We start from the raw sequence: 22,569 nt of genomic DNA, 5'->3' as shown, positions 1-22,569 counted from the left end.
TGCCATGCATTTGCCGCGGGTAGGCAGCGCAGCCGATTTGTGGCATAGTTGATAATGTATGATAATTCCGGGGAAGGGGACTGGGCGGCAGTCTCCAAAAATCCGGACGCAAGCGATTGCGACAAAACAGCGACAATAAATGCCGCGGCAAGAGGCCTGAATGCCCAGTGAGAAGCAGCAAAATCTGCAAGACTCCTTCCTCAATCATGTTCGCAAGCAGAAGGTGCCGGTCACGATTTTCCTCGTGAATGGCGTCAAGCTGCAGGGCGTGATCACCTGGTTCGACAATTTCTGCCTGCTGCTGCGCCGTGACGCGCAGTCGCAACTGGTCTATAAGCACGCCATCTCGACGATTATGCCGGGCGCGCCGATCCAACTGTTCGATCCCGAGCAGAACAACGACCACGACTGACGGACCATATGGACGATTTTGACGACGAGGATGGCCGCCTCCCGGGCGGCCCCAAGCCCTATATCGACCGGCAGGAACAGCCGACACGAGTGGGGCTCGTCTGTCCCGATGTGCGTGGAAAATCGTCCTATCACAGCCTAGAAGCACGTCAGGCCGAGTTTGAGGGCCTTGCCGAGGCCATTCGGCTCGACGTCATCTTTTCCGACGTCGTAAAAGTCCGCGAAATTCGGCCGGCGACCTATCTGGGCGCCGGTCACGTGGAGGCCCTTGCCGCCAAGGTGAAGGCCGAGAATATCGAACTTTTGCTGGTCGATGCGTCCTTGTCGCCGATCCAGCAGCGAAATCTCGAGCGCGAGACCCATACCAAGGTGCTCGACCGCACCGCGCTGATTCTCGAAATTTTCGGCGAACGCGCCGCAACCCGCGAAGGCGTGTTGCAGGTCGAGCTCGCTCATCTCAATTACCAGAAGGGCCGCCTCGTGCGGTCATGGACCCACCTTGAGCGCCAGCGCGGCAGTGGCGGCACCGGCTTTATGGGTGGTCCGGGTGAAACCCAGATTGAAAGCGATCGCCGGCAGATCACCGACCGTATCGTTCTTCTCGAAGATCGCCTCGACAAGGTGAAGCGGACGCGCGCCCAGCAGCGCCAGCAACGCATCCGTGCGGCCATCCCCGTCGTGGCTCTGGTCGGCTATACCAATGCTGGCAAGTCGACGCTGTTCAACCGGCTGACCGGGGCAGGGGTCTTTGCCGAAGACCTGCTCTTTGCCACGCTCGATACCACTGTGCGGAAGATCGAACTGCCGCACGGCCGTGAGGTCATGCTGAGCGACACCGTGGGTTTCGTCGCTGATCTGCCGCACGACCTCGTCGCGGCATTCCGCGCAACGCTCGAAGAAGTCGTCGATGCCGACATTATCCTGCATGTCCGCGACGTCGCCAATCCCGACCACTCGGCCCAGGCCCAAGACGTTCTGACCGTTCTCGACGAGTTGGGTGTTTCCTCGGAAACAACGCCGATCATCGAAGTCTGGAACAAGATCGACCTGCTGGTAGAGCCCGGCGTGACCCTGGGTGGGGCGGCGCCGGCCGGCAAGGTGCTGGCGAGCATGCCGGTCTCCGCCCATACGGGACAGGGCATCGAGGATCTGCTCAACCTCATCGAGCGTTCGCTCGGCGAGCAGAGCCGGACCTATCACGTGCATGTGCCACATAGCGCTGGTGCCGATATCGGCTGGTTGCACACCAATGCCGAGGTTATTTCGCGCGACGAGCCGACCGAGAGGGGTCAGGACTATGTCGTTCGCGTCGAGCCGCGCCACAAGACGGCATTTCTCGAGAGATTCAACGGCCGGATCGCGCTGTCAGACCTCTGAAGCCTATTTGGCTTTGTCGGCAGCGCGGATTTCGTTCCAGTAGCCATCGAGACGATCGAGCCCGGCATCTTTGGGCTCGATACCGTCTTCGCGGCTGCGGGCCTCGACATAGTGGAAGCGGCGCGTGAACTTGGCATTGGCATCGCGCAGCGCGGCCTCGGCATCGACCCCGGCATGGCGCGCCAGATTGGCGACGGCAAAGAGCAGATCGCCGATCTCCTCGTGAGTGGCCTGGTTGTCACCAGCCGCCTGCGCTTCGGCGACCTCGGCAACTTCCTCTTGCACCTTGGCCATCACCGACGCAAAATCGGGCCAGTCGAAACCGACCTTGGCGGCCTTCTTGGTCAGCTTTTCGGCGCGCGCCAGGGCAGGGAGCACCTGAGGCACATCGTCGAGTACGGACGTGACCGCATCGCCGCGCCGTGCGGCCTTGGCCGCGCGTTCCTGCGTCTTGATCGCTTCCCAATTGACCTGTGCGCCGGCGGCGCTGTCGGCCGAGATATCGCCGAAGACATGCGGATGGCGGCGGATCAGTTTCTCGGTGATGGCATAGACGACGTCGCCGATATCGAAATGGCCGGCTTCCTTGGCCATCTGCGCGTGAAAGACCGGCTGCAACAGCAGATCGCCGAGCTCTTCCTTGAGATCATGAAAATCCTGCCGCTCGATGGCGTCGGCCACCTCATAGGCTTCCTCGATCGTGTAGTGGCGGATCGTCGAAAAGTCCTGTTCGAGATCCCAAGGGCAACCACCATTGGGATCGCGCAGGGCGGCCATGATTTCGATAAGGCGGGAAATATCGCGAGAGGGCTGCATGGGCAATGTCCAGATGGTGATTTTTAGCGGCTATTGGTGCGATCTGGAGCGCTGCAGAGCCCCGGAAGTCCTGCAGTATCCACGGCACAAGTCATCGCCGTTTCAGATTGATTGTCACCATTTTCGGCCCTAGCCAACGTCAAATTGCGTCAACGTGAAAAAACGTGCTTTAGTATCAATAGCATAGAATACGCAGCTAACCAGTCAAGCGGATAGCCCCATAAGGGCTGAGCAGGGACCTAGCCCCATTCCCGGGCTTGTTTGAGCAGATCAGATCATGCGTCTTGCCTGCTGCTCCCAACCGACGGCTCGTCATTGCCCGAGATGGCGCGATGCTCGTCTGCTTTTACGGGAGAGCAATCAGCAATATGTAGGCTAGGAATACCGTCAGATGGACGAAACCTGTCAGCGCCGTGGTTCGCCCGCTTCCGAAGCTTACCATGCTGACCGCCAGCGCGAGCAGCAACAGAACGCTATCGCCAGGCCCGAGGCCCAGCACCAGAGGATGCCCAGTAATCACGCTGGCCGCAGCAACCACGGGAACCGTTAGGCCGATGGTCGCGCAAGCCGAACCCAAGGCAATATTCAGACTGCGCTGGAGTTCGTTGCGCATGGCCGCGCGAATGGCGGCCATCGTCTCGGGCAGGAGAACGAGGGTTGCGATGAAGGCGCCGACGATCGCATCGGTCTGTTGCGAATGGATCGCCTCCAGGCCGGTTTCGAGAACGGCGGCGACGTGCTCGGCAAGGACGACAATGCCGATAAGGCCAATGCCCAGAAGAACGAAGCTGCGGACAAGCCCAGCGGGTTTGGGGTGGCCCTCCGTCTCGATGGCAACAAGATCGTCCACAAAGTCCTCGCGGTGGCGAGAGGTCTGGGCGAAGACGAAGCCGACATATAGCAGCAGGCAGAGACCACTGACAAAAAGCAGTTGGGGCGGGGAGAACGCTCCCGGCGCCGTAGTCAGCGTAAAATTGGGCAAGACGAGCACCAGGATCGAAAGGGCGATGATGACTGCGAGCAGGGCGTTGGTGCCCTCCCGCTTGTGTTCCTGATGGTGATGCCGCAGGCCGCCCAACAGCAGTGCCAGGCCGACGACACCCGCGCAGACGATCATGACGGTGGAGAACACCGACTCCCGTGCAATGGCGGGGTTGGGCGTGCCATGCAGCATGACAGACACGATCACCGAAACCTCGATCGCGGTGACCGCCGTAGTCAGGACCAGTGTGCCAAAGGGCTCGCCAACCTTGTGCGCGATTGCCTCGGCATGGTGCAGCGCGACGAAGACGGTCCAGAACACCAGGCCAAGAATGCCTAGCGATATCGCCACCTCCGCAAATGTCGGCAGATTGGCGATTTGCGCATGTGCAAGATGCAGCACTATGCCGAGCAGGAGTGCGGTAACCGGCAGGAGCACCTCCGGCGTGAAGAGGGGCATGGCTGGTCTGGCAGGAGCACGTGCGGTCATCACGACGCCTCGTAGATTGCTTGCATTGCTGTTTGCATTTTGAGTGCCAGGTCCGAGGAAACATAGCGACCGGTGTCGACCTCGATAGAGACACCAGTCGAGTCGTTGATGCCGATAGCTTTGAGGCGGGTCGGCATATGTTCGATTACGGTTTTCGGCACGGCAGTGACCCCACAGGTTCTGTGCCAGCCAATAGCCGCGATGCCAGTCAGCATCATCACCAGAAGTGGGGATGCAGTCGGACCAGGACTACAGTTCATTGGTGGCCATGAACGTTGCCGGCAAACTCTGTTCGGCGCGCCGGAGATGCCATGTTCAAGGATACCATGCTCGATCCAGCAGGGCCGGTCTCGGCGGCAACGCGGGACCTGTTCTTCGATTCCGTCGGCCTAATGCTGATCGTCGTCATGCCGGTCATCGTTCTCACCGCGCTGGTGGTCTGGCGCTATCGGGCGGGTAATGTCGCTGCGAGATATACGCCGCATTGGGGCGGCTCACGGATCGTCGAACTCGGTCTCTGGTTCATGCCGGTGCTGATCGTCGTCATGCTCTGGTTCGTCGTCTGGAATCGCACGCACGCTCTCGATCCTTACAAACCCCTTGCGTCCGGCCAGCCGCCGCTCGTCGTTCAGGCCGTCGCCCTCGATTGGCAGTGGCTATTCATCTACCCGGACGAGAACATTGCCTCGGTCAATCGTCTTGTCTTTCCGGTCGGCAGGCCGGTGACGATCGAACTGACATCCGACAGCGTGATGAACTCGCTGATGATTCCCGCTCTGGGCGGGCAGATCTATGCCATGGCAGGCATGCAGACCGAGCTGAACCTGATGGCGGACCGCATCGGAGTCTATGACGGGCGTAACACCATGTTCAACGGCGATGGCTTTTCGGCACAGGTCTTCACCGCCGAAGCGGTCGATGTTGCCGCGTTTCAGTCATTCGTGGCAGAGGCGCGCAACGCCGGCGAGGCGCTCGATAGTGCGAGTTTCGAGACCTTGGCGACGCCGACGATAGCTGGCCCCGTTCGACTCTATTCCAGCGTCGAAAACAACCTCTTCCACACCATCATGGCCTCGCATGGCTCCATGCCGCACGTGGCCGCCGACGCTTCAAGCACAATGCATGCGGAGCACAATCCATGAATTCCAGCATGCTTTTCGGCAAGCTCACTTTCGACGCGCTGCCCTTTTACAGCCCCATCGCCGCCGGAGGCGCAGCGGTCATTGTGCTGGGCGGTGCCGGGGTCGTGGGCCTCATCACCTGGCTCAGGGCCTGGCCTTATCTTTGGCGCGAGTGGTTCACCACGACCGATCACAAGAAGATTGGCATGATGTATGTGATCCTGGCCCTGGTTATGCTGCTGCGCGGTTTCGTTGACGCGCTGATGATGCGGGCGCAGCAAGCCATCGCCATGAATGCCGAGGGTTACCTGACGCCGGATCACTTCCAGCAGGTGTTCTCCTCACACGGTACGATCATGATCTTCTTCATGGGCATGCCGTTTCTCTTCGGCATCATGAACTATATCGTGCCCCTGCAATTGGGCGCCCGCGATGTCGCGTTCCCCCTCCTCAATGCCATCGGCCTCTGGCTGACTGCGGCCGGTGCGGCCTTGGTCATGGCCTCGCTCGTCATCGGCGTCTTTTCGACCGGCGGCTGGACCGGCTATCCGCCCTATACCGAGCTGAGCTACAGCCCGACCGTGGGCGTCGACTACTGGATCATGGCGCTGCTTGTCAGCGGTATCGGTACGACGCTGAGCGCCATCAACTTCATCGTCACCATCTACAAGATGCGCGCGCCGGGCATGAAGCTGATGCAGATGCCGCTCTTTTGCTGGACGGCACTGTGCTCCAGCCTGTTGGTCATTTTTGCCATTCCGGGCCTGACCGTCGCTGGTGGCCTACTGGCGCTCGACCGTTACCTCGGCATGCACTTCTTCACCAATGACGGCGGCGGCAACGTCATGAACTATGCAAATATCTTCTGGATATTCGGGCATCCGGAAGTCTACATCCTGATCCTGCCCGCCTTTGGCATCTTCTCGACCGTCATCCCGACCTTCAGCCAGAAAAAGCTCTTCGGTTACAATGTGCTGGTCTACGCAACCATGTGCATCGCCGTCCTGTCCTTCACCGTCTGGCTGCACCACTTCTTCACCATGGGCGCCGATGCCAATGTGAATGCCTTCTTCGGCATCATGACCATGGTGATCGCCGTGCCGACGGGGGTGAAGGTCTATGACTGGATCCTCACCATGTACCGCGGCCGGCTGCGGTTCGATACGCCCATGCTGTGGTCGATCGCCTTCATCGTCACCTTCGTTATCGGCGGCATGACAGGGGTGATCCTGTCGATCCCCCCGCTCGACTATGTGTTCCACAACACACTCTTCCTGATCGCGCATTTTCACAACATGCTGGTCCCGGGCATGCTGTTCGGCCTGTTCGCCGGCTATGCCTATTGGTTTCCCAAGGCGACTGGCTTTCGGCTCGATGAGCGCTGGGGGCGGCGGGCCTTCGTTTTCTGGGTCGTGGGCTTCTATCTCGCCTTCATGCCGCTCTATGTGCTCGGCTTCATGGGCGCTGCCCGACGCATGGCCTATTACGACCAGCCGGAATGGCAGATCTATTTCGTGGTCGCCGCCGTCGGTGCGTTCTCGGTGCTCCTCGGCATCGGTTGCCAGGTGATCCAGCTCGTTGTCAGCATCCGCAATCGCAAAGGGACCATGGACCTTGCCGGCGATCCGTGGGGTGGACAGACCCTTGAATGGTCGACCTCTTCGCCGCCGCCCGAATACAACTTTGCCGTATTGCCGCAGGTCTCGGAACTCGACGCCTTCCAGGTCGCCAAGGAGGCAGGGCGGCCCTATGTCTGGCCGACGCATTACGAGCCCATCGAGGTGCCGCGCAATACCGCGCTTGGCCCCATCTTCGGCGGCCTTGCCTTCGTGCTCGGATTTGCCGTCGTCTGGCACATCTGGTGGCTCGCAGCTTTTGGTATTGCCGGCGTGATCGCAACCATCATTGCCCGCAGCTTTGCAGCAGAAACGACGCGCATCATCAGCTCGGAAGAGATCATGGCCACTGAGCTGCGCTGGCACGCCGATGTCAGAGCCAAACAGGAGGCGAACTCGTGACCACGGAGATGAGACACCATCCCGGCATCAACCTCTCCCATTCCCGGCCGGAGGATGAGCGCCACGCCGAAGTCACTGTCTTCGGCTTCTGGACGTTCCTGATGAACGACGCGATCCTTTTCGCGCTGCTCTTTGCAACCTATGCCACCATGGTGAACCGGACTGCAGGCGGTCCCACAGGCGCAGAGCTTTTCGATATCGGCAATGCCTTTGTCGAGACGCTGGTTCTGCTGTTAAGCAGTTTCAGCTTCGGCATGGGCGCGGTGGCGCTCAAGGAGGGACGCGAGCATCCTCTTAAGCTTTGGCTGGGCGTGACGCTGGTTCTGGGGCTCGGCTTTATCGGCCTTGAGCTGCGCGAGTTCGCCGGGTTGATCGGGCAGGGCGCAACCGCCCAGACAAGCGGCTTCCTCTCGAGCTTTTATGTCCTGCTTTCAATCCATGGACTGCATGTGCTGGTCGGCTGCATCTGGATCGTGGTGATGCTGGCGCAGGTCTCGACTTTCGGCCTTAGCCGTCAGGTGCGCTCGCGTATTCTTCGGCTTGGCCTTTTCTGGCATTTCCTGGATCTGGTGTGGATCGTGATCTTTACAACTGTCTATCTGCCGGCGGTGGCATCATGAGTGGCCCCTGGGAAGGCGAACATCAGGGGCATGCGATCACCCAACCCAGCTCGGACGCGAAAGCGGAAGCGCGCTCCTATCTCTGGGGCCTTGGCCTTGCTGCATTGTTGACGGCACTCGCATTCGGACTTGCAGTCTTCAAGATATTTTCCGGGCCCGCCCTTTTTGCTGCTATCGGCGTTCTGGCGCTGGCCCAGATTGCAGCGCAGTTCCGCTTCTTCCTCCATATCGACCTCTCGCGCCAGAAGCGGGAGGACCTGCAATTGATCCTCTTTACCGGCCTGCTGATCCTCATCATGGTCGGCGGCAGTCTCTGGATCATGGCCAGCCTCGACCAGCGCATGATGGGATGAACTAGCGGAACCAGGACCCCGCGAGATGGCCCAGGACATAGGGGCCGAAGGACCATGCGCCGGTCCAGAGAATGGCGCCGGTGACATTGGCCAGGAAAAAGACCGGCCAGGCCATGTTCATCGAGCCCGCTACAACACCATTGAGCTGGCGCAGGATCACGATGAACCGGGCACCGATGACGATGATCGGCCCGCGCCTGGCATAGAGGCCCTCGATCCAGGCTTGTCGGTCCTCGTTCAGTCCCACCAGTTTTCCAAACCGCGCGATCAGCTTTCGGCCGCCATAGCGGCCAATCAGGTAGCCGGTATTGTCGCCCAATACTGCCGCCACGACGACCACGCCGAAAATCCCCAAAATGGGCAATTGCCCTTCGTAGGCAAGCGCCACCGCGCCCAGCAGTGCCGTTTCGCCGGGCAAGGGCAGGCCAAGGGATTCCAGGTAGATCAGCGCGAAAAGGGCAAGCAGACCATAGGAATGGATATACGGCGCGACCGAATTCGAGGCTTCGCGCAGCAGGTCCATGTCAGCTCCATCTTTGTCCGGAATTGTTCACATTGGCGACGCGGCTTGTGCCGCCGTCAACCGAGCATTCTTTCCGATCACCCGGGCTTTCCATGTGAAAGATCGTTAGCGCCGTAATGGAGGGCTGCAGTGCTTGCTTGATGACGGCAGCCAGGAGACGAACGCCACCCCTAAAAGACGAACCATTTGGCGGTCAGCCAAACCAGGTCCGGCGAGCTCGTCATCACCGCTTCCCCAATAGCGGAGATCACCGGGATGACGAGCATCGGCCTCCATCGCAAAATGCATTTGTCTCCTTTCCGGCGCGCCTGGCCCGCGGTCAGTCGACGTCGCCGAAAACCATCTCGGTGGCCGATTGCGAAAATGCTTGAACCTGCTGGGTCTTCTCGTCGTCCGACACGCCGGTCTGCGCATTGATTGCGGCGCAATACACGGCAATCAGATTGTCCAGGATCAGGTCTTCCGGAATGCCGGCGGTCTTGAGATTGAACACGGCGGTCTGGAGTGCATCAGGCGCATCCAGATCGGTGTCCGCCGGAAGCAGTTCCTGGATCTTGCCCGCGGTCGCCGCGTCATCAATCTTTGCGGGCACGGGGCATTCCAGAGCCCAGGCGGTCGAGCCGAGGACAAGGAGGAGGGCCATACCGACCGGTAGCGATAGCTTTTGCATTCTGGTCTCCGAAGGTTGAGGGGGCGGTTCACGTCTTCGCAGCGGGCGTCGCGGCGGCATTCCAGACCCAGACATAGCGCAGGAACTTCCCGATGAAGATGCCGGTGAAGAGGCCCGAAAGGACGAGGTCGGCAATGCGGAAACCCAACGCGCTCAGGAGCGCCGGGGACGTCGCCCCGATCACGCCAAAGCCGTACTTGATTGCGAAGGTCAGCAGCAGTAGCGGCAGCAAGGTATAGTCTGCCGGGCGGTGCATGACACCGGCAACCCGGTCGGCAACGATGGCGTATCGAGAAACGATTAGCCAGCCGATCACCGAACCCGCTGCATTGCCGACAAGCCAGAGCAGGGACGTATCTGCGGCAATGCCATAGAGGGTGATCAAGTCCGACAAACCCCAGGCGGTGAAGATGACCGGGATGATCGCCATCTTCAGGAGAGTGGTGTCGCCGGGCCTGCGCGCCTTGATGCCTTTCAGGATCAGATAGACGAAAAGAAACCAAACCCAAATTGGGGTCTGCGTCAGAAATTGCTGAAGGATTTCCATGGTGAGCGTGTCGAAAAAGGAGGTTTCGTGAGGGTTCAGGGGCAGTTGTTGGCGACAGTTTTTCCCGCGTCGATACTGGTGAGCCAGTCGACGAAGGCAGCCGCACTATCCTTGGCGGTATAGAGGTGGCCGACATTGAGCAGTAGCTGCATCGTCACAGCCGATCCGGCACCACAAAGCGTCGACATGTAACCGGCCGTGACAGTCTCGGGCACGGTATCGTCAGCGGTGCCCTGGGCGAGGAAAACCGGAAGATGCGCAGGCAGTGGCCCTGCCGAGTTCTCTTCCATCAGGGATTTCCAGGGCTCGATATTGGTGATGCTCGAAACCGAGAGGAAATCCTTCATCAGGTCCTGTCCGTCGAAGTAGCGGGCCGGTAGGTCGAAGATGGATTCGAGGCAATCCTGAGCCAGGCTATCGACGGTCTTCAATGCATCGGCCGTCACCACCTTCTCGATGGGTGCGCCGTAGATCTCTGCCCAGGAATAAAGGGCCATGGCTAGGAGGTTGCGCCCGCCGCCCGTATTGATGTCGTCGTCCATCAGCAGGCCAAGATTGGTTGCTGGAGCTGCCGCTGCGACGCCCACCAGATCAATGTCGGGTGCGTATTGGCCTGCAATCTCGCCGGCAAACAATACGGCCTGCCCGCCTTGCGAATGTCCCCAGAGCGCGGCATGCGGCGATTTTCCACCAATCAGCTCGCGGGCGGCGCGAATGGAATCGAGTACGGCTCGACCTTCGCTTTCGCCGACTAGGAAAGGGTGCGGCCCCGCAGTTCCAAGGCCCGGATAATCGGTTGCTGTCACGACATAGCCCGCGTTGAGCAGGGCTTCGAGCCCCTGCACCTGGCCCGTTCCACCGGCCGCCATGGATGGCGCGCATTTGGAAACGAGGCCGCTCGTCGGATGCGCCCAGGCAACGATGGGCCAGCCGCCCGCAGGCATGTTCCCTGGCGGAACGAAGACCATGCCGGAAACGGCAATCGGTTCACCCTTGAGGCCGGTTGAGCGGTAAAGCACCTGATATTTGCTGCCGCCGAAGACCGAGACGTCGTCCTTGGCATTGCGGATGAGAGATCCAGGTGGTCCGTCCGAAATATCTGCAGCACTCGCTTCGTAGAAGCTCGTTTGGGCCGTGGTCGGGGCCAAGCCAGCCAGAAGGAGCAGACCGGCGCCCACAACCGTGATCAGGCAGGACCAAATGAATTTTGAAGGCATATCGAATTCCCGAATTGGTATGCTGGCCGCCATGCTGCGTCCGAGGAGTATGATCGGCACTTAGCGGCACGAGCCGGTCGCCGGCATCCTCAGAACTGGTGACGCTCCGCTTTATGCGCGCGTGATGAGGGCGCGTGCTACGGTGCCTGCGCCGAGGGTCATGATAACGGCGGGGAGAATGATGCCCGTGTTGAGGTGGAAGAACATCAGCATGCCGATGGCGGCAAACAGGCCGCCGGCTATCATGCGCGCCAGCGCGTGCACGTTGCGCCAGCCAAGCGTGGTGGCTGTCCTGATCCCGTCGGCAATGGCAGCAGCCGCCGGTATCAGCAAGACAAGAAATGCCCAGCGATAGGGCAGGATGTAGCCAAGCTGGTCGGCAAGCAGCGCAGAGCCTATGATCGTAAGCATTACGCCGCCGATAATGGGGACCAGTACGCTACGCCGCCATCTCGCACGTCTTTGTGAGGGCATCTCGCTATCCAGTGAATAGGTTCGACCCACGCCTAGAGGTTGCCGGTGTTGGCGGCATCCTCAGAACTGGTGAACCCTGGTCAGTGGGACAGCGTGGTCAGGAGGGCGCCGATGCGCTCGAAGTCGCGCAGATTAGTGGCGTCAGTCTTGCGTAGCACCGTGCGGATCTGGCTACGGACCGTTTCGAGCGAAACATCGCGTTCGCGGGCAACCGTTTCCGCCGTCTGCCCACCCAGTAGGGCCAGCGCTACGGCGCCTTCTGCAATGCTGAGGCCAAAAAGGTCGCTGAGCAGCGAGGGCCTCGGGGCGCTATGGCGCGAAAGTTCAGTGACCAGAACGAGCACGGGAGCCGTCTCGCCGAACTCGACCTGCCGCGTGGCGAATTGCGGCGGTTGGGGGGACACGAACACGGCTAGCTGGTCGATGTGATCGTCGTCACCACTATCGAGTTCGAGACGCAAGGCGCCGCCGCTGCCGCCATGGGCGGCATTTTCAACCAGGGCGCGAAGCTGTGCCGACTTGTCCCTTGCATTGATCGCCAGTCGAGGAGAGTTGTCCGCATGCGAAGCGGCCTTGATAGCGATCGGCAATCCGCGACCGGACAATGTGCATTCGGCGGTCGAATTGGCGAACAGCACATTGAGGTCTGCATCAACGACCAGTGCGGCGCCCGGGAGGGACTCAAACGCGGCATAGCCGACGCAAGCATCCATTTCCGCCTTGCGTAGCCGTTGCGAAAGCTGGATCGCGCGTTGCAGGTGCGGGAGGAGGGTCGCCAATGTGCGCTTGTCGCGATCGCTGAACTCCACAGAGTCGCGGAAAAAGCCGACGATCGTGTGATCCCTGTCTCCCACGGCACCCAGAAGCATGTGGTTCTGGCCAACCGACCGGGCGAAATCGGCATAAAATTCGGTTTTGCGATAGTGCTCTTCGTCGACGAGGTCAGATACGACCGCAACCGCTGTCGCCCAGTTCCCGTTAGGCTCCACCTTCGAGATGGCGGCCCGGATCGGATCGATGTGGCTGTAGTAATTGGAATACGTGCTTTCGCCCTCCGCCGATACCTCGAAAACATTGGCCCAGAGGCCATTAGGTCGCCTCAGACGCAACGTGCCCGCATCGGCGCCGAAATAGTTGAACAGTTTGTGTCCAACTGCCTTCCAGTCACCGGTATTCGAGCCGGCATCATAGATGTCGCCGATAATCGAAGAAAATTCCATGACCGTTCCCTCGTCACAGTTTTCAACTCGCTATAAAAGTACAATACACAACTGTATGTTATTTAGCGAGTCCAATTTCGCATCCGGGCCATGCACGGCAGTCTTGGCTCAAAATGAAAATGGACCGGCCTGAGGGTGCAGGGCCGGTCCATTTGGCGGAGTTAGGAGGCGCTTTCAGGTCTTGGCTGCCTTGCGCACAGTCCAAGCGAGATAGAAGAGGCTGGCACCGATGCTGATCAGTTGCACGCCGACCAGAAGCGCGAGCAGCCAGGTCGCCGCCGTATCGATGGTCAGCAGCAAGAGGATGGAAAGGGCTACGCCCAGAACACCGCTCAACATCACCCAGATCCAGCCTTCCAGCGGTCGGATGGTCAGCGCCCACATGGTCTTGGAAATCCCCTCGATCATGAAGAACACCACGATGAGCAGGCTGAACGTGACGAGCGACTGGGCCGGATCGCGTAGGATCAGGAACCCGATCAGCAAGGCCAGCACCACTGATACCATCTGCAGGCCAGCAAAGGGCCCCTTGTGCACGAAGATGAAGCCAACCGCCTGTACGAGGCCGCTTATCACCAGCAGCCAGCCAATCGTCAGGACCAGTGCCTCGGAGGAAATGACGGGAAAGAGAATGGCCAGGATACCGGCGACAATCATCACTCCGGCCTGGATCAGGTAACGCAAGGACGACTTGCGGACATTGTTTCGCACCGCCTCCTGATAGAGTTGTGCCGCCGCATCTTCGGAAATGGACATGGGATCTATCCTTGGTCAATGGGCCCGCGCCATTGCGGCGCGGGCATCGGCTGAAACTCAAGCGTCTTCGCGATGGAGGGTAACGAGGATCAGCCCAAGTGCATTGGGGAGGAAGTAGATCATGCCGCCAAGCTGATTGGAGAGCGGCATGGTCTTGGCTTCCCAGGACAGGAAGTAGTCGCCGGCAATGACCATGAAGCCCACGCCCCAGACGAGGACCGCGAAAAGGCAACCCAGCATCATCCAGGCCTTGCCCCGTGCGAAGTCCGCGGTGCTGCTGCCAAGATTGCGGATCATCATGAGAAGACCAACGAGGCCGAAAATTCCCGCCAGGGTTTCGACGGACATGATACCGATCAGCCCGGCCGTAGCGGCCCAGGGCGCGGTAATGGCACGCACCTGCTGGAGCGGATTGCCATAGGTATTGGTCATCTCGATCATCGGCTTGACCGCGTTAACGACCGTGTCGTTGAAGTCGGTGGCGTCGTTGACGAGGCCGAGAAAGCCCCAGAGCGTGGGGAAAAGAGCCATGACGACAAGCGCCAGGCGGCTTACATTTCGCACGGTGATCAGGCCGGCAAGCCCGGTCGTCGTCGCCAATTGTTCGTGAGACATTTCAAACCTCATCCTTGTGAGCAGGGGCGATGCCGACCTTGGGTCAGCTCATGCGCCGGGCGGTGATCTGGGTCGGCTGTTCGCCACGAGCATTGGGATAGTAGGTGCAGCTCAGGCCATTGACGGTGGGCAGGTTGGGCGCGATGACCTTGGCTACGGCGTTACCGATGATCGAACCCGCACCGGATCCCGGGAAAAGACCCGTGCCCTGACAACTCATGCTGTCTGCGGTCCAGGCAACGCCATTGCCGCAGGAGGTGCGGGAGAGATCAACCTCGATGGTGCGGCCGCTGGCAGACCAATTGAGCCGACCGTTACAAGTCACGCCGCCGCCGGTCACCGTGTAGCTGCCGCGCTGTTCGAGGCAGAAGCTCATGCGATAGGGGCCATAAAGGCGCTGGCCGACATTGTAGCAGCCGGTGAAGCGAGCGCCGCCCGGAGCGTCCGGCACGATGATCGTCGCGTTCATATCCTGAGCCACGGCCGGCATCGCGGGTGCGGCGGCGATGGCCAGGATCAGGCTGGCAACTGCAATCTTGAGAAATCTGGAAAGGGACATCTATTGGCTCCGAAGGCAGCCCGCAGCCGCCAGAATTGAATGGGAAGGTGCGCCGGCCGTTTCTCGGGCCGGCGCTGTTGGTCAGGCAGCGCTCGCGGCGTCGGCGGGTACCGAGAGGTCGTTATGCACATCGACTGACCTGGCGGACCGGGCGAGAAGGGCGCGTGCGCGCTCCACCTCGGCGGCATCGCCGTGCACCATGACCAGGAAGCCGTCGGCCTTCACCGCGGTCTCGTAGCGCAGCACACTGTCCTTCGGGATGCCGATGCTGTAGATCGCCGCGCCGATGGCGCTGACGCCGCCGACCACGACGGCGCTTTCAATCGCCGTAACGGCGACGGCACCGAGATAACCGACGATCACGACCGGGCCGATCGCCGGAGCGGTCACGAGCAGGCCGCCGAGCAACGCGCCCCAGAGGCCGCCCCAGACGGCGCCCTGCTTGCCCCAGATCTTGATGCGGTCGCCGGCATTGTAGAAGCCCATCACCTTCTCTTCGGTGTGGTAGCCCTTGCCGACAACGCTCAATGTGCCGGGCGCAAAGCCGGCCGCGGTCAGCGTCTTCACGGCGGCCTCGGCATCGATATGGCTGTCGTAGGTGGCGATAGCTGCGCTGGTATAGGTCGTGGTCATTTCGGTATCCTTGCATGGTGTTGAAGCGCTGGCCGTTGGCCGGGTGCGCCTGTGCGGACCGGCAAAACCGTCCGCCCCGAAGATGGCGGCAGGATTAGTCCCGCCCCAGCCACGCCAGCATCCTCAGAACTGGTGATGAGCCAAAAAAAGCGAGACGCGTGCGGCCGAAACGAAAAAGCCCCACCGACATGGCCGGCAGGGCTTTGATTTTCTTTAGCTATTTTTGATGAGCTAATCGTGCAGTTCATCATCCTTGAGCGCGACAAAAATCAATACGCCCAGGATGGTGATGAAAATCCGGAAGGCCGACTGCACGCCATTCCAGGTCGTCGATTGCCACATGCCGAACCATTCGCCGCCGATGGACATGAACGCCACCTGCCAGACGAGGAAACCGAAACCCAGCCCGCTTATCGCCCAGGCCTTGGAGCGGTTGAAGGTCGCGGCATCGCGCCTGAGGCTTCCCAGCATTTTTCCGGCGCCGATCCAGCACAGAATGGCCGTCAACGTCTCCGCGGTGATGATGAGCAGGTAAAAAGCCTGCCAGAGCATGGGATTGTCGATCGCGCGATAGGTGATGGAGGCGCCTGGAAAGATCGTGTCCATCTTCAGCACATGTTCGACAAAGGCGTAGTTTGTGCCGTAGTCGGTGATGTTTCCGAAGGCGACGAGGCTGGCATAGAACGCCGTCGCCGCGACCATCGCCGTCTTGCCAAGACGAGTGACCAGCATTTTGGAGCTCCTGCTTAGGGGTGAGGTTGTGACCGTCAGCGCGTTGCTTCGCGCTGTGGCTGCTGGAAATAGGGGTGTGAACGCAGGTGCAGCATGACCACTGGATAAGCCATCAGGACTGCACCGATCACCACGCCAAGAACGATGGTGCCAATATCGGCGACACCGGTCGAGAGTGCCGCGGACCACGAGCAGGCGATCGATGGCAGGAAGAGCAAAAGGGCGGTGAAGGCGCCGGGCGAGTAGCGCCCCTTTGCCCGGATCATGGGCAGGAAATGGAAGAACAGCGCATTGATCAGCATGAGCCCCGTATAGCCCAGGGCGATGAGCGGCATGCTCGAGGCAAGCATGGCCTGGGCGATGCCCACGGCAACGACGACCGCATTGGTGACGTAGAAGTCAGGCCACTCGACCGGCAGCTTGATGACGTCGCGCGCCCAGCTTCGCCAGTCGAAGCTGTATTCCTCCATGATATGCAATGAATAGGCTGCCACGGCGAGCCAGGCGGCGGTGGTGAGTGTCATTCTCGTCTCCAGAAATTATCGCGGTACAGCGGATCGGTGTGAAGACGAGCTATTCCCCTGCGTGGAGATGAACATCCTCAGAACTGATGAGGAGCGGTGACCTATTGCGACAACGGTCCTTCGAGAACGCGGCCATAGATCGGCTGGTAGCGTTTGCGGTCCGCTGCGGGCTCCTTGAAGCCGATAGCATAGTAGCCGATCTGATGGAGATAGGTGATCCGCGCGCGTACGACGCTCTCGTCGTCTGAATATCCCATGCCGCGAAAGGCGCGGGTGAGAAGGTCGAGACGCAACCGATCCGTGGTTTCCACTTCGGTCGCCAGAATGCGCGAGGATCGCGCCCAGTCTCGAATGGCCAGGTCAAGCGAGGGCACAAAGGTCTTTTCGTCTACCCATACCCGAACCACCGTCTCGAACAGAACCTGCCCTTCGATGCTCGCCTGCTTCAGTGCCTCGAAGGGCGCGCAATTGCGTTGCCGCCAGATGTCGATCAAACCGGCATGCAGGTCGCTCAGTCCGGCAAAATGGAAATAAAAGCTGCCGCGTGTAACCTTGAGCTGTCGGGCCAGGGCATCGATCTTGACGGCCGAAATGCCGCGTCGTTCAAGGACCTTGCGGGCCGCTTCCAGCCAGGTTTCCCGGCTTAGGGTCTTGCGCTGGGTGGCGCCTTGGCCGCCCGCATTTGCTCCGCTGGAGCCGTCTGTCGTATCCAAGTCGAGTCTGCCTGTATCATGGTCACTACCGGGCCACTTGGCCCGATGACATACAGTACTGTTCTTTATGGTGATTGCAACCTGAACCCAAGATTTTGTGATTAGCGGGGAGGATGAGGGGTTTTGCTTAAGCCAGAGTGTTTTATTAATGGCGTCAAAGTAGACCGCTGATCATTTTGAGTCTACTATCGGGATTGGTAATCATCGAGCGGCCAATTCATGCAAGGTCTGGGCGGAGCCTTGGTCAAGTCTTCGGCGAGATCTTTCTTCGTGACTCGGAGAAAGACCGGACGAAGCACGCTTATCCGGAACAGCTACACGCTTGGGACCGTCTCGTTCTGCACGTTTGCCACCCTGGCCAATGGAGCCGGGCAAGACATTGTCCCGTCGGAAGAGGTTGCTGCCAGCGGCAAGCTCTCGATCGCCAATACGATCGACTATGCGCCGTTTGAATATATCGGGGAGGACGGCAAGCCCACCGGCATCGTCGTCGAACTCGCCGGGGCGGTGGCCGAACTCCTTGGCGTCGAACTCGACCTGCAGCGCACCCCGTTTCCTGCCTTGATGCCGGGCTTGGCCTCCGGCCGCTTCAGCATCGCCTGGGAAACCTTCTCCGTTACGCCTGAACGGCTCGAACAGGTCGATTTTATCGTCTTTCTTCAAGGGGGGCTTGCGGTGTCGACCCGGCCCGATCTGCTGGAGCAGTTTTCCGACGAAGCGGACATTTGCGGCAAGCACGTCGGCGTCTCTGCCGGCAGCGCATCCGATTTCCTGGTCGATCGGCTTGACGCGGAATGCGTCGCGAGGCGGGCGGAGGCGGTGGACAAGTCGATCTTCGGCTCCTCGCAGGACATTGTGCAGGCCGTGCTTTCCGGCAGGATCGATGCGAGGGTCGATGATGCGACCGCTTCAAGCTATTTTGAGCGCGTGAGTGGCGGGCAACTCGTCGTCACGCCGCTTCAGTACGACGTCACCCCGCTCGGCCTGGCCATAGCCAATGATGATGCCGAAACGGCGCAGATGATGCTGTCTGCCCTTGAGAGGCTGTTCGAAAATGGCGTGTATGAGACGGTGCTTGAGAGGCATGGCATGAGTGCCTACGCGGTCGAAGCACCGTACTTCGTCGACAGCCTGGACGACCTGCGTAGCAAATAAGCGGCGGATTTCGCATCGATGGCCGAAACACCGATGTCTGAGGATACTGCCGCTCCCACCGCCTATCGCATCATCCATCGTCCCCGTTACGGCACGCTGATTGCCGCATGCATTGCCGGTTTTCTGGCACTCTCCCTGATCGTGTCGATTGGCGGCAATGCCAATTTCCAGTGGGAAGCGGTCGGCCATTACCTTTTCCACCCGGCAATCCTGCGTGGTCTGGCAATTACGCTGGCCCTCACGGCCGTGGTGCTGCTGATCGCCACCCTATTGGGCACGGCGGTCGCGTTGATGCGTTTGTCCTCAAGCCGGATTCTAGCAACAATTGCGTTGGTCTATGTCTGGATTTTCCGTGGTGTTCCGGCCCTTATCCAACTGATCTTCTGGTTCAATCTCGGCCTTGTCATCCGCGAGATTTCCGTGGTTCTGCCGGGGTTCGGCACCCTGTTCACCCTCAATACCAACGATGTGCTGTCGCCCTATACCGCGGCGGTCATCGCGCTATCGCTCTGCGAGGCGGCCTATATGGCGGAGATCGTTCGTGCCGGCATCCTGTCGGTGCCGGTCGGGCAGGAGGATGCGGCGCGCAGTCTCGGCATGAGCCGGCGGCAGGCATTTTGGCGCATCGTCGCGCCGCAGGCGCTGAGCTTTGTCATTCCGCCCACCGGCAATGCGGCCATCAGCCTGCTGAAGCTGACCTCGCTCGTGACTTATGTGGCGGTCGACGATCTCTTCTATGCCGCACAAAGCATCTATGCCCGCACTTTCGAGACCATTCCTCTGCTGGTCGTCGTCGCATTCTGGTACTTGGCGGTCGTGACTGTCATGTCGATAGGGCAGGGGTTCCTCGAAGCGCATTTTGGCCAGTTCGACAGGCGCTCGAGACGTTCCTGGTCGCTGCCGCTCCGTCAGGCCGGCGCTGGCCTGCGTAACCTTTGGCGTGCCCAATGAGCCACGGTTCCACCCATGCCATGATCTCCGTCAGGGACGTCACGAAAAGTCACGGGCCCGTCCGGGTGCTTGATGGTGTCAGTCTGGACGTGGAAGCCGGCACAGTGACTTGCATCATAGGACGGTCCGGATCCGGCAAAAGTACGCTACTGCGCTGCATCAACCACCTCGATGTTCCTGATGCTGGCCACGTCCTGGTCGATGGACGGTTCCTGGGCTACGACTTGCGCGAGGATAAACTGCATGAAGTCAGTGAAGCCGTCCTCGCCCGTAGGCGCGCCGATCTAGGACTGGTTTTCCAGTCGTTCAATCTTTTTTCTCACCTCACGGTCATGGAAAACCTTATCGTGGCGCCCCGCGTCGTACGTGGTCTCGGCCGGGAAGAGGCCATGTCCGCGGCTCGGGTCCTGCTCGAACGGGTCGGCATGGGCGACAAGGCCGATTATCGGCCGGGGGATATCTCCGGTGGCGAGCAGCAGCGCGTCGCGATTGCCCGCGCGCTCGCCATGAAGCCAAAGGCCCTGCTTTTCGATGAGCCCACTTCCGCGCTCGATCCCCTCCTCGTGGGGGAAGTCCTCAAGGTGATGCGGGATCTGGCTGCCGGAGGCATCACCATGATCGTCGTGACCCATGAGATGGAGTTTGCCCGCGATGTCGCGGATCAACTGGTTTTCCTGGAGGACGGGCGCGTAGTCGAGAAAGGTCCGCCGGCCGATCTCCTCGACAATCCCAAGTCGCACGGCCTGCAAAGGATGCTTTCGCGCGCCTCGTAGCTAGACGGTTCCATTCTCGACGCAGTCGTCCGCTTGCCCCGTCGTCCTGCGGATTTTTCCTCGTGGCGCCAGATCATGGCCAGCAGACTGGCAAGAGGATGGTGTGCAGGGGGCAAAGGTCAGGGGCGTGCGAGACAACCGGCACCCAATTGAGGTGCATCACCACTTCTGAGGACGCGGAAGATTCTGCCCGGGTCTATCTGACCTGCATTCTCCGCCCACCAATGCAGGAAATTTCCATGATCACCCTTATGCGCGGCCCCGCCGTGTTCGCCATTGCTGTTCTTGCCACCGGCACCGCCTCCGCCACCGAGGCGAGCTACAAATGCGACGGCGGCACCGAACTCACCGCAATCTTCTCGCCTGTCGGATCGACCCCTGGACAGGTGGAACTGCTGTTCGCCGGAGAAGACGGCGACCTCGTGCTGCCGCAGGCGATGTCCGCCGATGGAGGGCGCTACGCCGATGCGGACAACGAATTCTGGATCAAGGGCAATTCCGCTACCCTGACGCGCGACGGCAAGAGTGAGACCTGCGAAGTCTCCAAGGGTGCGCAATGATACGGCGTCAAATCCGCAAGATACTGGCCGGGATCATACCCGCGGTGCTGATCCTCACCGCCGCTGCCGGTATGACCCTCGCCATCACGCCGCCCCCGGCTATTGCCCAGTCCTTCAACTGCGCCCACGCAGTGCTGCCCGCCGAGACGGCCATCTGCGGCAATGCCAATCTCAGCAGTCTCGATGAGCAGACGACCGGCATGTATTTTCTCATCGTGGGAAGCGGCGCCCCGGCAACGACCGTCGCGCTGGTCAAGACCCAGCAGGGTAAGTTCTTGGAGACGCGCAATGCCTGTGGCGCCGACATCGACTGTCTCGTCAGCGCCTATACCGACCAGATCATGTTTCTCAAGAACGAGAAGAGCAATCTCGGCCTCTGAGGGGCCCGGACCGCAGCTAGGGACAGGACGATGAGCATTCAGTTTATTCATTCCCGCAGCAACCGGCCGATAGCCATACCCGCGATTGGCCTCGACCTCGTTGTTCATCTGCCGCCAGCCGCAAGCGCTGGCGTCATGTCGATCATCGAAACCATCAACGCGCCGGGCAAGGGGCCGCCGCGACACCGTCATCCGCAGGCAGAGATTTTCCGCGTGCTGGAAGGGCGCTATCTCTATGAGCTCGATGGTCGCCGATTTTACGCTGAGGAAGGCGACGTGGTCGCCATTCCCGGCAATGTCGAGCATGGTTTCGTCAACGTTTCGGACAAGCCGGCACGTCAATACATCATCATAACGCCCGCGCTCGACGCCGCCGCTTTCTTCTCCGGCCTCGCCGGGGTCATGCATGACGGGGTGCCCGACCGCACCGCGCTCAATGCCTTTGGCGTGCAGTGGGAGGTCGATTTTCTTGGCCCACCCGTATCGCTTGCCGATCTGCCGACCGATAGCTGAGCGCGGAGCTTCCCGATGCTGCATCTCATTTACGAGGCCTGGCCGTTCACGCTCGGCCTGATCCCCAAGATGGTGCTGATCGCCTTCATGGTAGTCGCCTCGACAGCCCTTGCCGAGCGGGCCGGGCCCGTCATCGGGGGCCTGATCGCCACGCTGCCGATCTCGTCAGCGCCGGTCTACTACCTCTTGGCACTCGGCCACACGCCGGCTTTCATTGCCGACGCCGCGATCACCAGTTTCAGCGGGTTGGTTGCCGCCGGCATCATGCTAGTGGCCTATATTTTCCTCGCCCAACGAGCGAAAACCTTGGTTTCCGTCATATCGGCCCTCATCATTTGGGCTGTCTCCACGGTGCTTTTGCTGGGCCTCGAAGTGCACCCCACTGTATCCGTCGTCCTCAGCATCATCGTTTTTGCCGGTGGCTCGGCACTGGTCCGTCGTTTCGGCAATGTGCCCCTGTCTTCCGGTCACAGCAAATGGCAGGATTTCGCCATGCGCGGCCTCGCCGTTGCGGCCATGGTTGCCGGCGTCGAAATAGCTGCCGCCTTTGCTGGCCCCGAGACCACCGGTATTTTCGCCTCGGTTCCGGTCACCTTCATCGCCATGATGGTCATCATTCAATCTCGTCACGGCGGTCCGGCATCGGCGGCCGTCATGGCTCACGCTCTGCCCGGCCTTGTGGGCGTCGTCGCCGCGTTCCTCGTCATGCACCTGACCGCGGTCTCACTTGGCAACACCTGGTCCCTGCTTCTGGCTCTCGCGGTTTCAGTTGGCTGGAGCGCCTTTCTTCTCGCATTTCACCTGTTCGGCGATCGCCGTCGACACCGCAGTACATGAATCCGGCATTGTGGAGGGCCTTGCAGGTGA

General features: G+C 60.5%; 29 protein-coding genes. 13 read left to right on the top strand and 16 right to left on the bottom strand.

All coding sequences use genetic code 11. From position 1 onward, the window contains the following. Positions 1-160: 160 nt before the first annotated feature. Complete coding sequence (gene hfq, locus JP75_RS02395) at positions 161-412, top strand: RNA chaperone Hfq (RefSeq protein WP_035078721.1); 252 nt, start codon at positions 161-163, stop codon at positions 410-412. A gap of 8 nt (positions 413-420) precedes the next feature. Continuing rightward, positions 421-1,788, top strand: coding sequence for a GTPase HflX (gene hflX, locus JP75_RS02390; protein ID WP_035078719.1), 1,368 nt, complete (start codon positions 421-423; stop codon positions 1,786-1,788). 3 nt (positions 1,789-1,791) lie between these two features. Here hflX and mazG read toward each other — a convergent pair whose 3' ends face one another. From mazG to JP75_RS02375, 3 genes are all read right to left on the bottom strand, one after another. Further along, positions 1,792-2,604: a nucleoside triphosphate pyrophosphohydrolase gene (gene mazG / locus JP75_RS02385; RefSeq protein ID WP_035078717.1), complete on the bottom strand. Its 813-nt coding sequence runs from the start codon at positions 2,602-2,604 to the stop codon at positions 1,792-1,794. A gap of 346 nt (positions 2,605-2,950) precedes the next feature. After that, on the bottom strand, positions 2,951-4,075 hold the full coding sequence (locus JP75_RS02380; protein ID WP_084587423.1) for a calcium:cation antiporter: 1,125 nt from the start codon (positions 4,073-4,075) through the stop codon (positions 2,951-2,953). Further along, positions 4,075-4,296: a hypothetical protein gene (locus tag JP75_RS02375; protein ID WP_035078712.1), complete on the bottom strand. Its 222-nt coding sequence runs from the start codon at positions 4,294-4,296 to the stop codon at positions 4,075-4,077. Before JP75_RS02375 ends, JP75_RS02380 begins: the two co-directional genes overlap by 1 nt. A gap of 90 nt (positions 4,297-4,386) precedes the next feature. Between JP75_RS02375 and JP75_RS02370 the strand changes: the two genes are divergently transcribed. The 4 genes from JP75_RS02370 to cyoD are packed head-to-tail and all read left to right on the top strand — an operon-like array spanning position 4,387 to position 8,187. Continuing rightward, on the top strand, positions 4,387-5,217 hold the full coding sequence (locus JP75_RS02370; protein WP_051960192.1) for a COX aromatic rich motif-containing protein: 831 nt from the start codon (positions 4,387-4,389) through the stop codon (positions 5,215-5,217). After that, positions 5,214-7,214, top strand: coding sequence for a cbb3-type cytochrome c oxidase subunit I (locus JP75_RS02365; RefSeq protein ID WP_084587421.1), 2,001 nt, complete (start codon positions 5,214-5,216; stop codon positions 7,212-7,214). The genes JP75_RS02370 and JP75_RS02365 overlap by 4 nt, the downstream gene beginning before the upstream one ends. Then, entirely contained in the window at positions 7,211-7,834 is a 624-nt protein-coding gene (locus tag JP75_RS02360) for a cytochrome (ubi)quinol oxidase subunit III (protein ID WP_201772894.1), read from the top strand. Before JP75_RS02365 ends, JP75_RS02360 begins: the two co-directional genes overlap by 4 nt. Next, entirely contained in the window at positions 7,831-8,187 is a 357-nt protein-coding gene (gene cyoD, locus JP75_RS02355; RefSeq protein WP_152565707.1) for a cytochrome o ubiquinol oxidase subunit IV, read from the top strand. The genes JP75_RS02360 and cyoD overlap by 4 nt, the downstream gene beginning before the upstream one ends. Position 8,188: 1 nt before the next feature. Here cyoD and JP75_RS02350 read toward each other — a convergent pair whose 3' ends face one another. The 13 genes from JP75_RS02350 to JP75_RS02290 all read right to left on the bottom strand — a co-directional run bounded on the left by JP75_RS02350 (position 8,189) and on the right by JP75_RS02290 (position 17,370). Further along, positions 8,189-8,710, bottom strand: coding sequence for a DedA family protein (locus tag JP75_RS02350; RefSeq protein ID WP_035078709.1), 522 nt, complete (start codon positions 8,708-8,710; stop codon positions 8,189-8,191). A gap of 319 nt (positions 8,711-9,029) precedes the next feature. Next, entirely contained in the window at positions 9,030-9,380 is a 351-nt protein-coding gene (locus JP75_RS25020) for a hypothetical protein (RefSeq protein WP_051960190.1), read from the bottom strand. 28 nt (positions 9,381-9,408) lie between these two features. Next, positions 9,409-9,927, bottom strand: coding sequence for a DUF6622 family protein (locus tag JP75_RS02340; RefSeq protein WP_035078707.1), 519 nt, complete (start codon positions 9,925-9,927; stop codon positions 9,409-9,411). A 35-nt stretch (positions 9,928-9,962) separates the two neighbouring features. Next, positions 9,963-11,144 carry an alpha/beta fold hydrolase gene (locus tag JP75_RS02335; RefSeq protein WP_035079159.1) on the bottom strand — a complete coding sequence of 394 codons (1,182 nt, stop codon included), beginning with the start codon at positions 11,142-11,144 and terminating at the stop codon, positions 9,963-9,965. A gap of 111 nt (positions 11,145-11,255) precedes the next feature. Continuing rightward, entirely contained in the window at positions 11,256-11,555 is a 300-nt protein-coding gene (locus tag JP75_RS02330; RefSeq protein WP_035078704.1) for a hypothetical protein, read from the bottom strand. Positions 11,556-11,698: 143 nt separating this feature from the next. Beyond that, positions 11,699-12,838, bottom strand: a complete 1,140-nt coding sequence (locus tag JP75_RS02325) for a helix-turn-helix transcriptional regulator (protein ID WP_035078702.1) — start codon at positions 12,836-12,838, stop codon at positions 11,699-11,701. Positions 12,839-13,012: 174 nt separating this feature from the next. Further along, positions 13,013-13,594: an HdeD family acid-resistance protein gene (locus tag JP75_RS02320; RefSeq protein WP_035078699.1), complete on the bottom strand. Its 582-nt coding sequence runs from the start codon at positions 13,592-13,594 to the stop codon at positions 13,013-13,015. 57 nt (positions 13,595-13,651) lie between these two features. Then, positions 13,652-14,209 (bottom strand): DUF2165 family protein, encoded by a 558-nt coding sequence (locus JP75_RS02315; protein ID WP_051960188.1) that lies wholly within the window; start codon positions 14,207-14,209, stop codon positions 13,652-13,654. A gap of 43 nt (positions 14,210-14,252) precedes the next feature. Further along, positions 14,253-14,768 carry a hypothetical protein gene (locus JP75_RS02310; protein ID WP_035078696.1) on the bottom strand — a complete coding sequence of 172 codons (516 nt, stop codon included), beginning with the start codon at positions 14,766-14,768 and terminating at the stop codon, positions 14,253-14,255. Between the two features lie 81 nt (positions 14,769-14,849). Further along, positions 14,850-15,401 carry a general stress protein gene (locus JP75_RS02305; RefSeq protein ID WP_035078692.1) on the bottom strand — a complete coding sequence of 184 codons (552 nt, stop codon included), beginning with the start codon at positions 15,399-15,401 and terminating at the stop codon, positions 14,850-14,852. A 231-nt stretch (positions 15,402-15,632) separates the two neighbouring features. Continuing rightward, entirely contained in the window at positions 15,633-16,133 is a 501-nt protein-coding gene (locus tag JP75_RS02300; RefSeq protein ID WP_035078689.1) for a DUF2165 family protein, read from the bottom strand. Between the two features lie 35 nt (positions 16,134-16,168). Continuing rightward, positions 16,169-16,657, bottom strand: a complete 489-nt coding sequence (locus JP75_RS02295; RefSeq protein WP_035078686.1) for an HXXEE domain-containing protein — start codon at positions 16,655-16,657, stop codon at positions 16,169-16,171. A gap of 101 nt (positions 16,658-16,758) precedes the next feature. Beyond that, positions 16,759-17,370 (bottom strand): TetR/AcrR family transcriptional regulator, encoded by a 612-nt coding sequence (locus tag JP75_RS02290; RefSeq protein ID WP_035078682.1) that lies wholly within the window; start codon positions 17,368-17,370, stop codon positions 16,759-16,761. Between the two features lie 219 nt (positions 17,371-17,589). Between JP75_RS02290 and JP75_RS02285 the strand changes: the two genes are divergently transcribed. The 7 genes from JP75_RS02285 to JP75_RS02255 all read left to right on the top strand — a co-directional run bounded on the left by JP75_RS02285 (position 17,590) and on the right by JP75_RS02255 (position 22,539). Continuing rightward, positions 17,590-18,525, top strand: a complete 936-nt coding sequence (locus JP75_RS02285; RefSeq protein ID WP_084587419.1) for an ABC transporter substrate-binding protein — start codon at positions 17,590-17,592, stop codon at positions 18,523-18,525. Positions 18,526-18,558: 33 nt separating this feature from the next. Next, the gene (locus JP75_RS02280) at positions 18,559-19,476 is read left to right on the top strand and encodes an amino acid ABC transporter permease (protein ID WP_152565706.1); all 918 of its coding nucleotides are present in this window, start codon (positions 18,559-18,561) and stop codon (positions 19,474-19,476) included. Next, positions 19,473-20,249 (top strand): amino acid ABC transporter ATP-binding protein, encoded by a 777-nt coding sequence (locus JP75_RS02275; RefSeq protein WP_051960183.1) that lies wholly within the window; start codon positions 19,473-19,475, stop codon positions 20,247-20,249. The genes JP75_RS02280 and JP75_RS02275 overlap by 4 nt, the downstream gene beginning before the upstream one ends. A 239-nt stretch (positions 20,250-20,488) precedes the next feature. After that, on the top strand, positions 20,489-20,809 hold the full coding sequence (locus JP75_RS02270) for an MliC family protein (protein WP_244446237.1): 321 nt from the start codon (positions 20,489-20,491) through the stop codon (positions 20,807-20,809). Further along, entirely contained in the window at positions 20,806-21,189 is a 384-nt protein-coding gene (locus tag JP75_RS02265; protein ID WP_051960182.1) for a lysozyme inhibitor LprI family protein, read from the top strand. The genes JP75_RS02270 and JP75_RS02265 overlap by 4 nt, the downstream gene beginning before the upstream one ends. A 30-nt stretch (positions 21,190-21,219) precedes the next feature. Further along, positions 21,220-21,702, top strand: coding sequence for a cupin domain-containing protein (locus JP75_RS02260; RefSeq protein ID WP_035078675.1), 483 nt, complete (start codon positions 21,220-21,222; stop codon positions 21,700-21,702). Positions 21,703-21,717: 15 nt separating this feature from the next. Beyond that, complete coding sequence (locus JP75_RS02255) at positions 21,718-22,539, top strand: hypothetical protein (protein WP_051960180.1); 822 nt, start codon at positions 21,718-21,720, stop codon at positions 22,537-22,539. Positions 22,540-22,569 lie beyond the last annotated feature (30 nt).

The sequence above is a fragment of the Devosia riboflavina genome, assembly GCF_000743575.1.
GTDB lineage: Bacteria > Pseudomonadota > Alphaproteobacteria > Rhizobiales > Devosiaceae > Devosia > Devosia riboflavina.
Note: the sequence above shows the minus strand (reverse complement) of the source record. Positions and strands in the feature narration are given on the sequence as shown.

What these genes read in the sequence shown, in the direction of transcription:
- hfq (WP_035078721.1), top strand. Translation starts at nt 161, where the DNA reads ATGCCCAGTGAGAAGCAGCAAAATCTGCAAGACTCCTTCCTCAATCAT.
- hflX (WP_035078719.1), top strand. Translation starts at nt 421, where the DNA reads ATGGACGATTTTGACGACGAGGATGGCCGCCTCCCGGGCGGCCCCAAG.
- mazG (WP_035078717.1), bottom strand. Translation starts at nt 2,604, where the DNA reads ATGCAGCCCTCTCGCGATATTTCCCGCCTTATCGAAATCATGGCCGCC.
- JP75_RS02380 (WP_084587423.1), bottom strand. Translation starts at nt 4,075, where the DNA reads ATGACCGCACGTGCTCCTGCCAGACCAGCCATGCCCCTCTTCACGCCG.
- JP75_RS02370 (WP_051960192.1), top strand. Translation starts at nt 4,387, where the DNA reads ATGTTCAAGGATACCATGCTCGATCCAGCAGGGCCGGTCTCGGCGGCA.
- JP75_RS02365 (WP_084587421.1), top strand. Translation starts at nt 5,214, where the DNA reads ATGAATTCCAGCATGCTTTTCGGCAAGCTCACTTTCGACGCGCTGCCC.
- cyoD (WP_152565707.1), top strand. Translation starts at nt 7,831, where the DNA reads ATGAGTGGCCCCTGGGAAGGCGAACATCAGGGGCATGCGATCACCCAA.
- JP75_RS02350 (WP_035078709.1), bottom strand. Translation starts at nt 8,710, where the DNA reads ATGGACCTGCTGCGCGAAGCCTCGAATTCGGTCGCGCCGTATATCCAT.
- JP75_RS25020 (WP_051960190.1), bottom strand. Translation starts at nt 9,380, where the DNA reads ATGCAAAAGCTATCGCTACCGGTCGGTATGGCCCTCCTCCTTGTCCTC.
- JP75_RS02340 (WP_035078707.1), bottom strand. Translation starts at nt 9,927, where the DNA reads ATGGAAATCCTTCAGCAATTTCTGACGCAGACCCCAATTTGGGTTTGG.
- JP75_RS02335 (WP_035079159.1), bottom strand. Translation starts at nt 11,144, where the DNA reads ATGCCTTCAAAATTCATTTGGTCCTGCCTGATCACGGTTGTGGGCGCC.
- JP75_RS02330 (WP_035078704.1), bottom strand. Translation starts at nt 11,555, where the DNA reads ATGCTTACGATCATAGGCTCTGCGCTGCTTGCCGACCAGCTTGGCTAC.
- JP75_RS02325 (WP_035078702.1), bottom strand. Translation starts at nt 12,838, where the DNA reads ATGGAATTTTCTTCGATTATCGGCGACATCTATGATGCCGGCTCGAAT.
- JP75_RS02320 (WP_035078699.1), bottom strand. Translation starts at nt 13,594, where the DNA reads ATGTCCATTTCCGAAGATGCGGCGGCACAACTCTATCAGGAGGCGGTG.
- JP75_RS02315 (WP_051960188.1), bottom strand. Translation starts at nt 14,209, where the DNA reads ATGTCTCACGAACAATTGGCGACGACGACCGGGCTTGCCGGCCTGATC.
- JP75_RS02310 (WP_035078696.1), bottom strand. Translation starts at nt 14,768, where the DNA reads ATGTCCCTTTCCAGATTTCTCAAGATTGCAGTTGCCAGCCTGATCCTG.
- JP75_RS02305 (WP_035078692.1), bottom strand. Translation starts at nt 15,401, where the DNA reads ATGACCACGACCTATACCAGCGCAGCTATCGCCACCTACGACAGCCAT.
- JP75_RS02300 (WP_035078689.1), bottom strand. Translation starts at nt 16,133, where the DNA reads ATGCTGGTCACTCGTCTTGGCAAGACGGCGATGGTCGCGGCGACGGCG.
- JP75_RS02295 (WP_035078686.1), bottom strand. Translation starts at nt 16,657, where the DNA reads ATGACACTCACCACCGCCGCCTGGCTCGCCGTGGCAGCCTATTCATTG.
- JP75_RS02285 (WP_084587419.1), top strand. Translation starts at nt 17,590, where the DNA reads ATGCAAGGTCTGGGCGGAGCCTTGGTCAAGTCTTCGGCGAGATCTTTC.
- JP75_RS02280 (WP_152565706.1), top strand. Translation starts at nt 18,559, where the DNA reads ATGTCTGAGGATACTGCCGCTCCCACCGCCTATCGCATCATCCATCGT.
- JP75_RS02275 (WP_051960183.1), top strand. Translation starts at nt 19,473, where the DNA reads ATGAGCCACGGTTCCACCCATGCCATGATCTCCGTCAGGGACGTCACG.
- JP75_RS02270 (WP_244446237.1), top strand. Translation starts at nt 20,489, where the DNA reads ATGATCACCCTTATGCGCGGCCCCGCCGTGTTCGCCATTGCTGTTCTT.
- JP75_RS02265 (WP_051960182.1), top strand. Translation starts at nt 20,806, where the DNA reads ATGATACGGCGTCAAATCCGCAAGATACTGGCCGGGATCATACCCGCG.
- JP75_RS02260 (WP_035078675.1), top strand. Translation starts at nt 21,220, where the DNA reads ATGAGCATTCAGTTTATTCATTCCCGCAGCAACCGGCCGATAGCCATA.
- JP75_RS02255 (WP_051960180.1), top strand. Translation starts at nt 21,718, where the DNA reads ATGCTGCATCTCATTTACGAGGCCTGGCCGTTCACGCTCGGCCTGATC.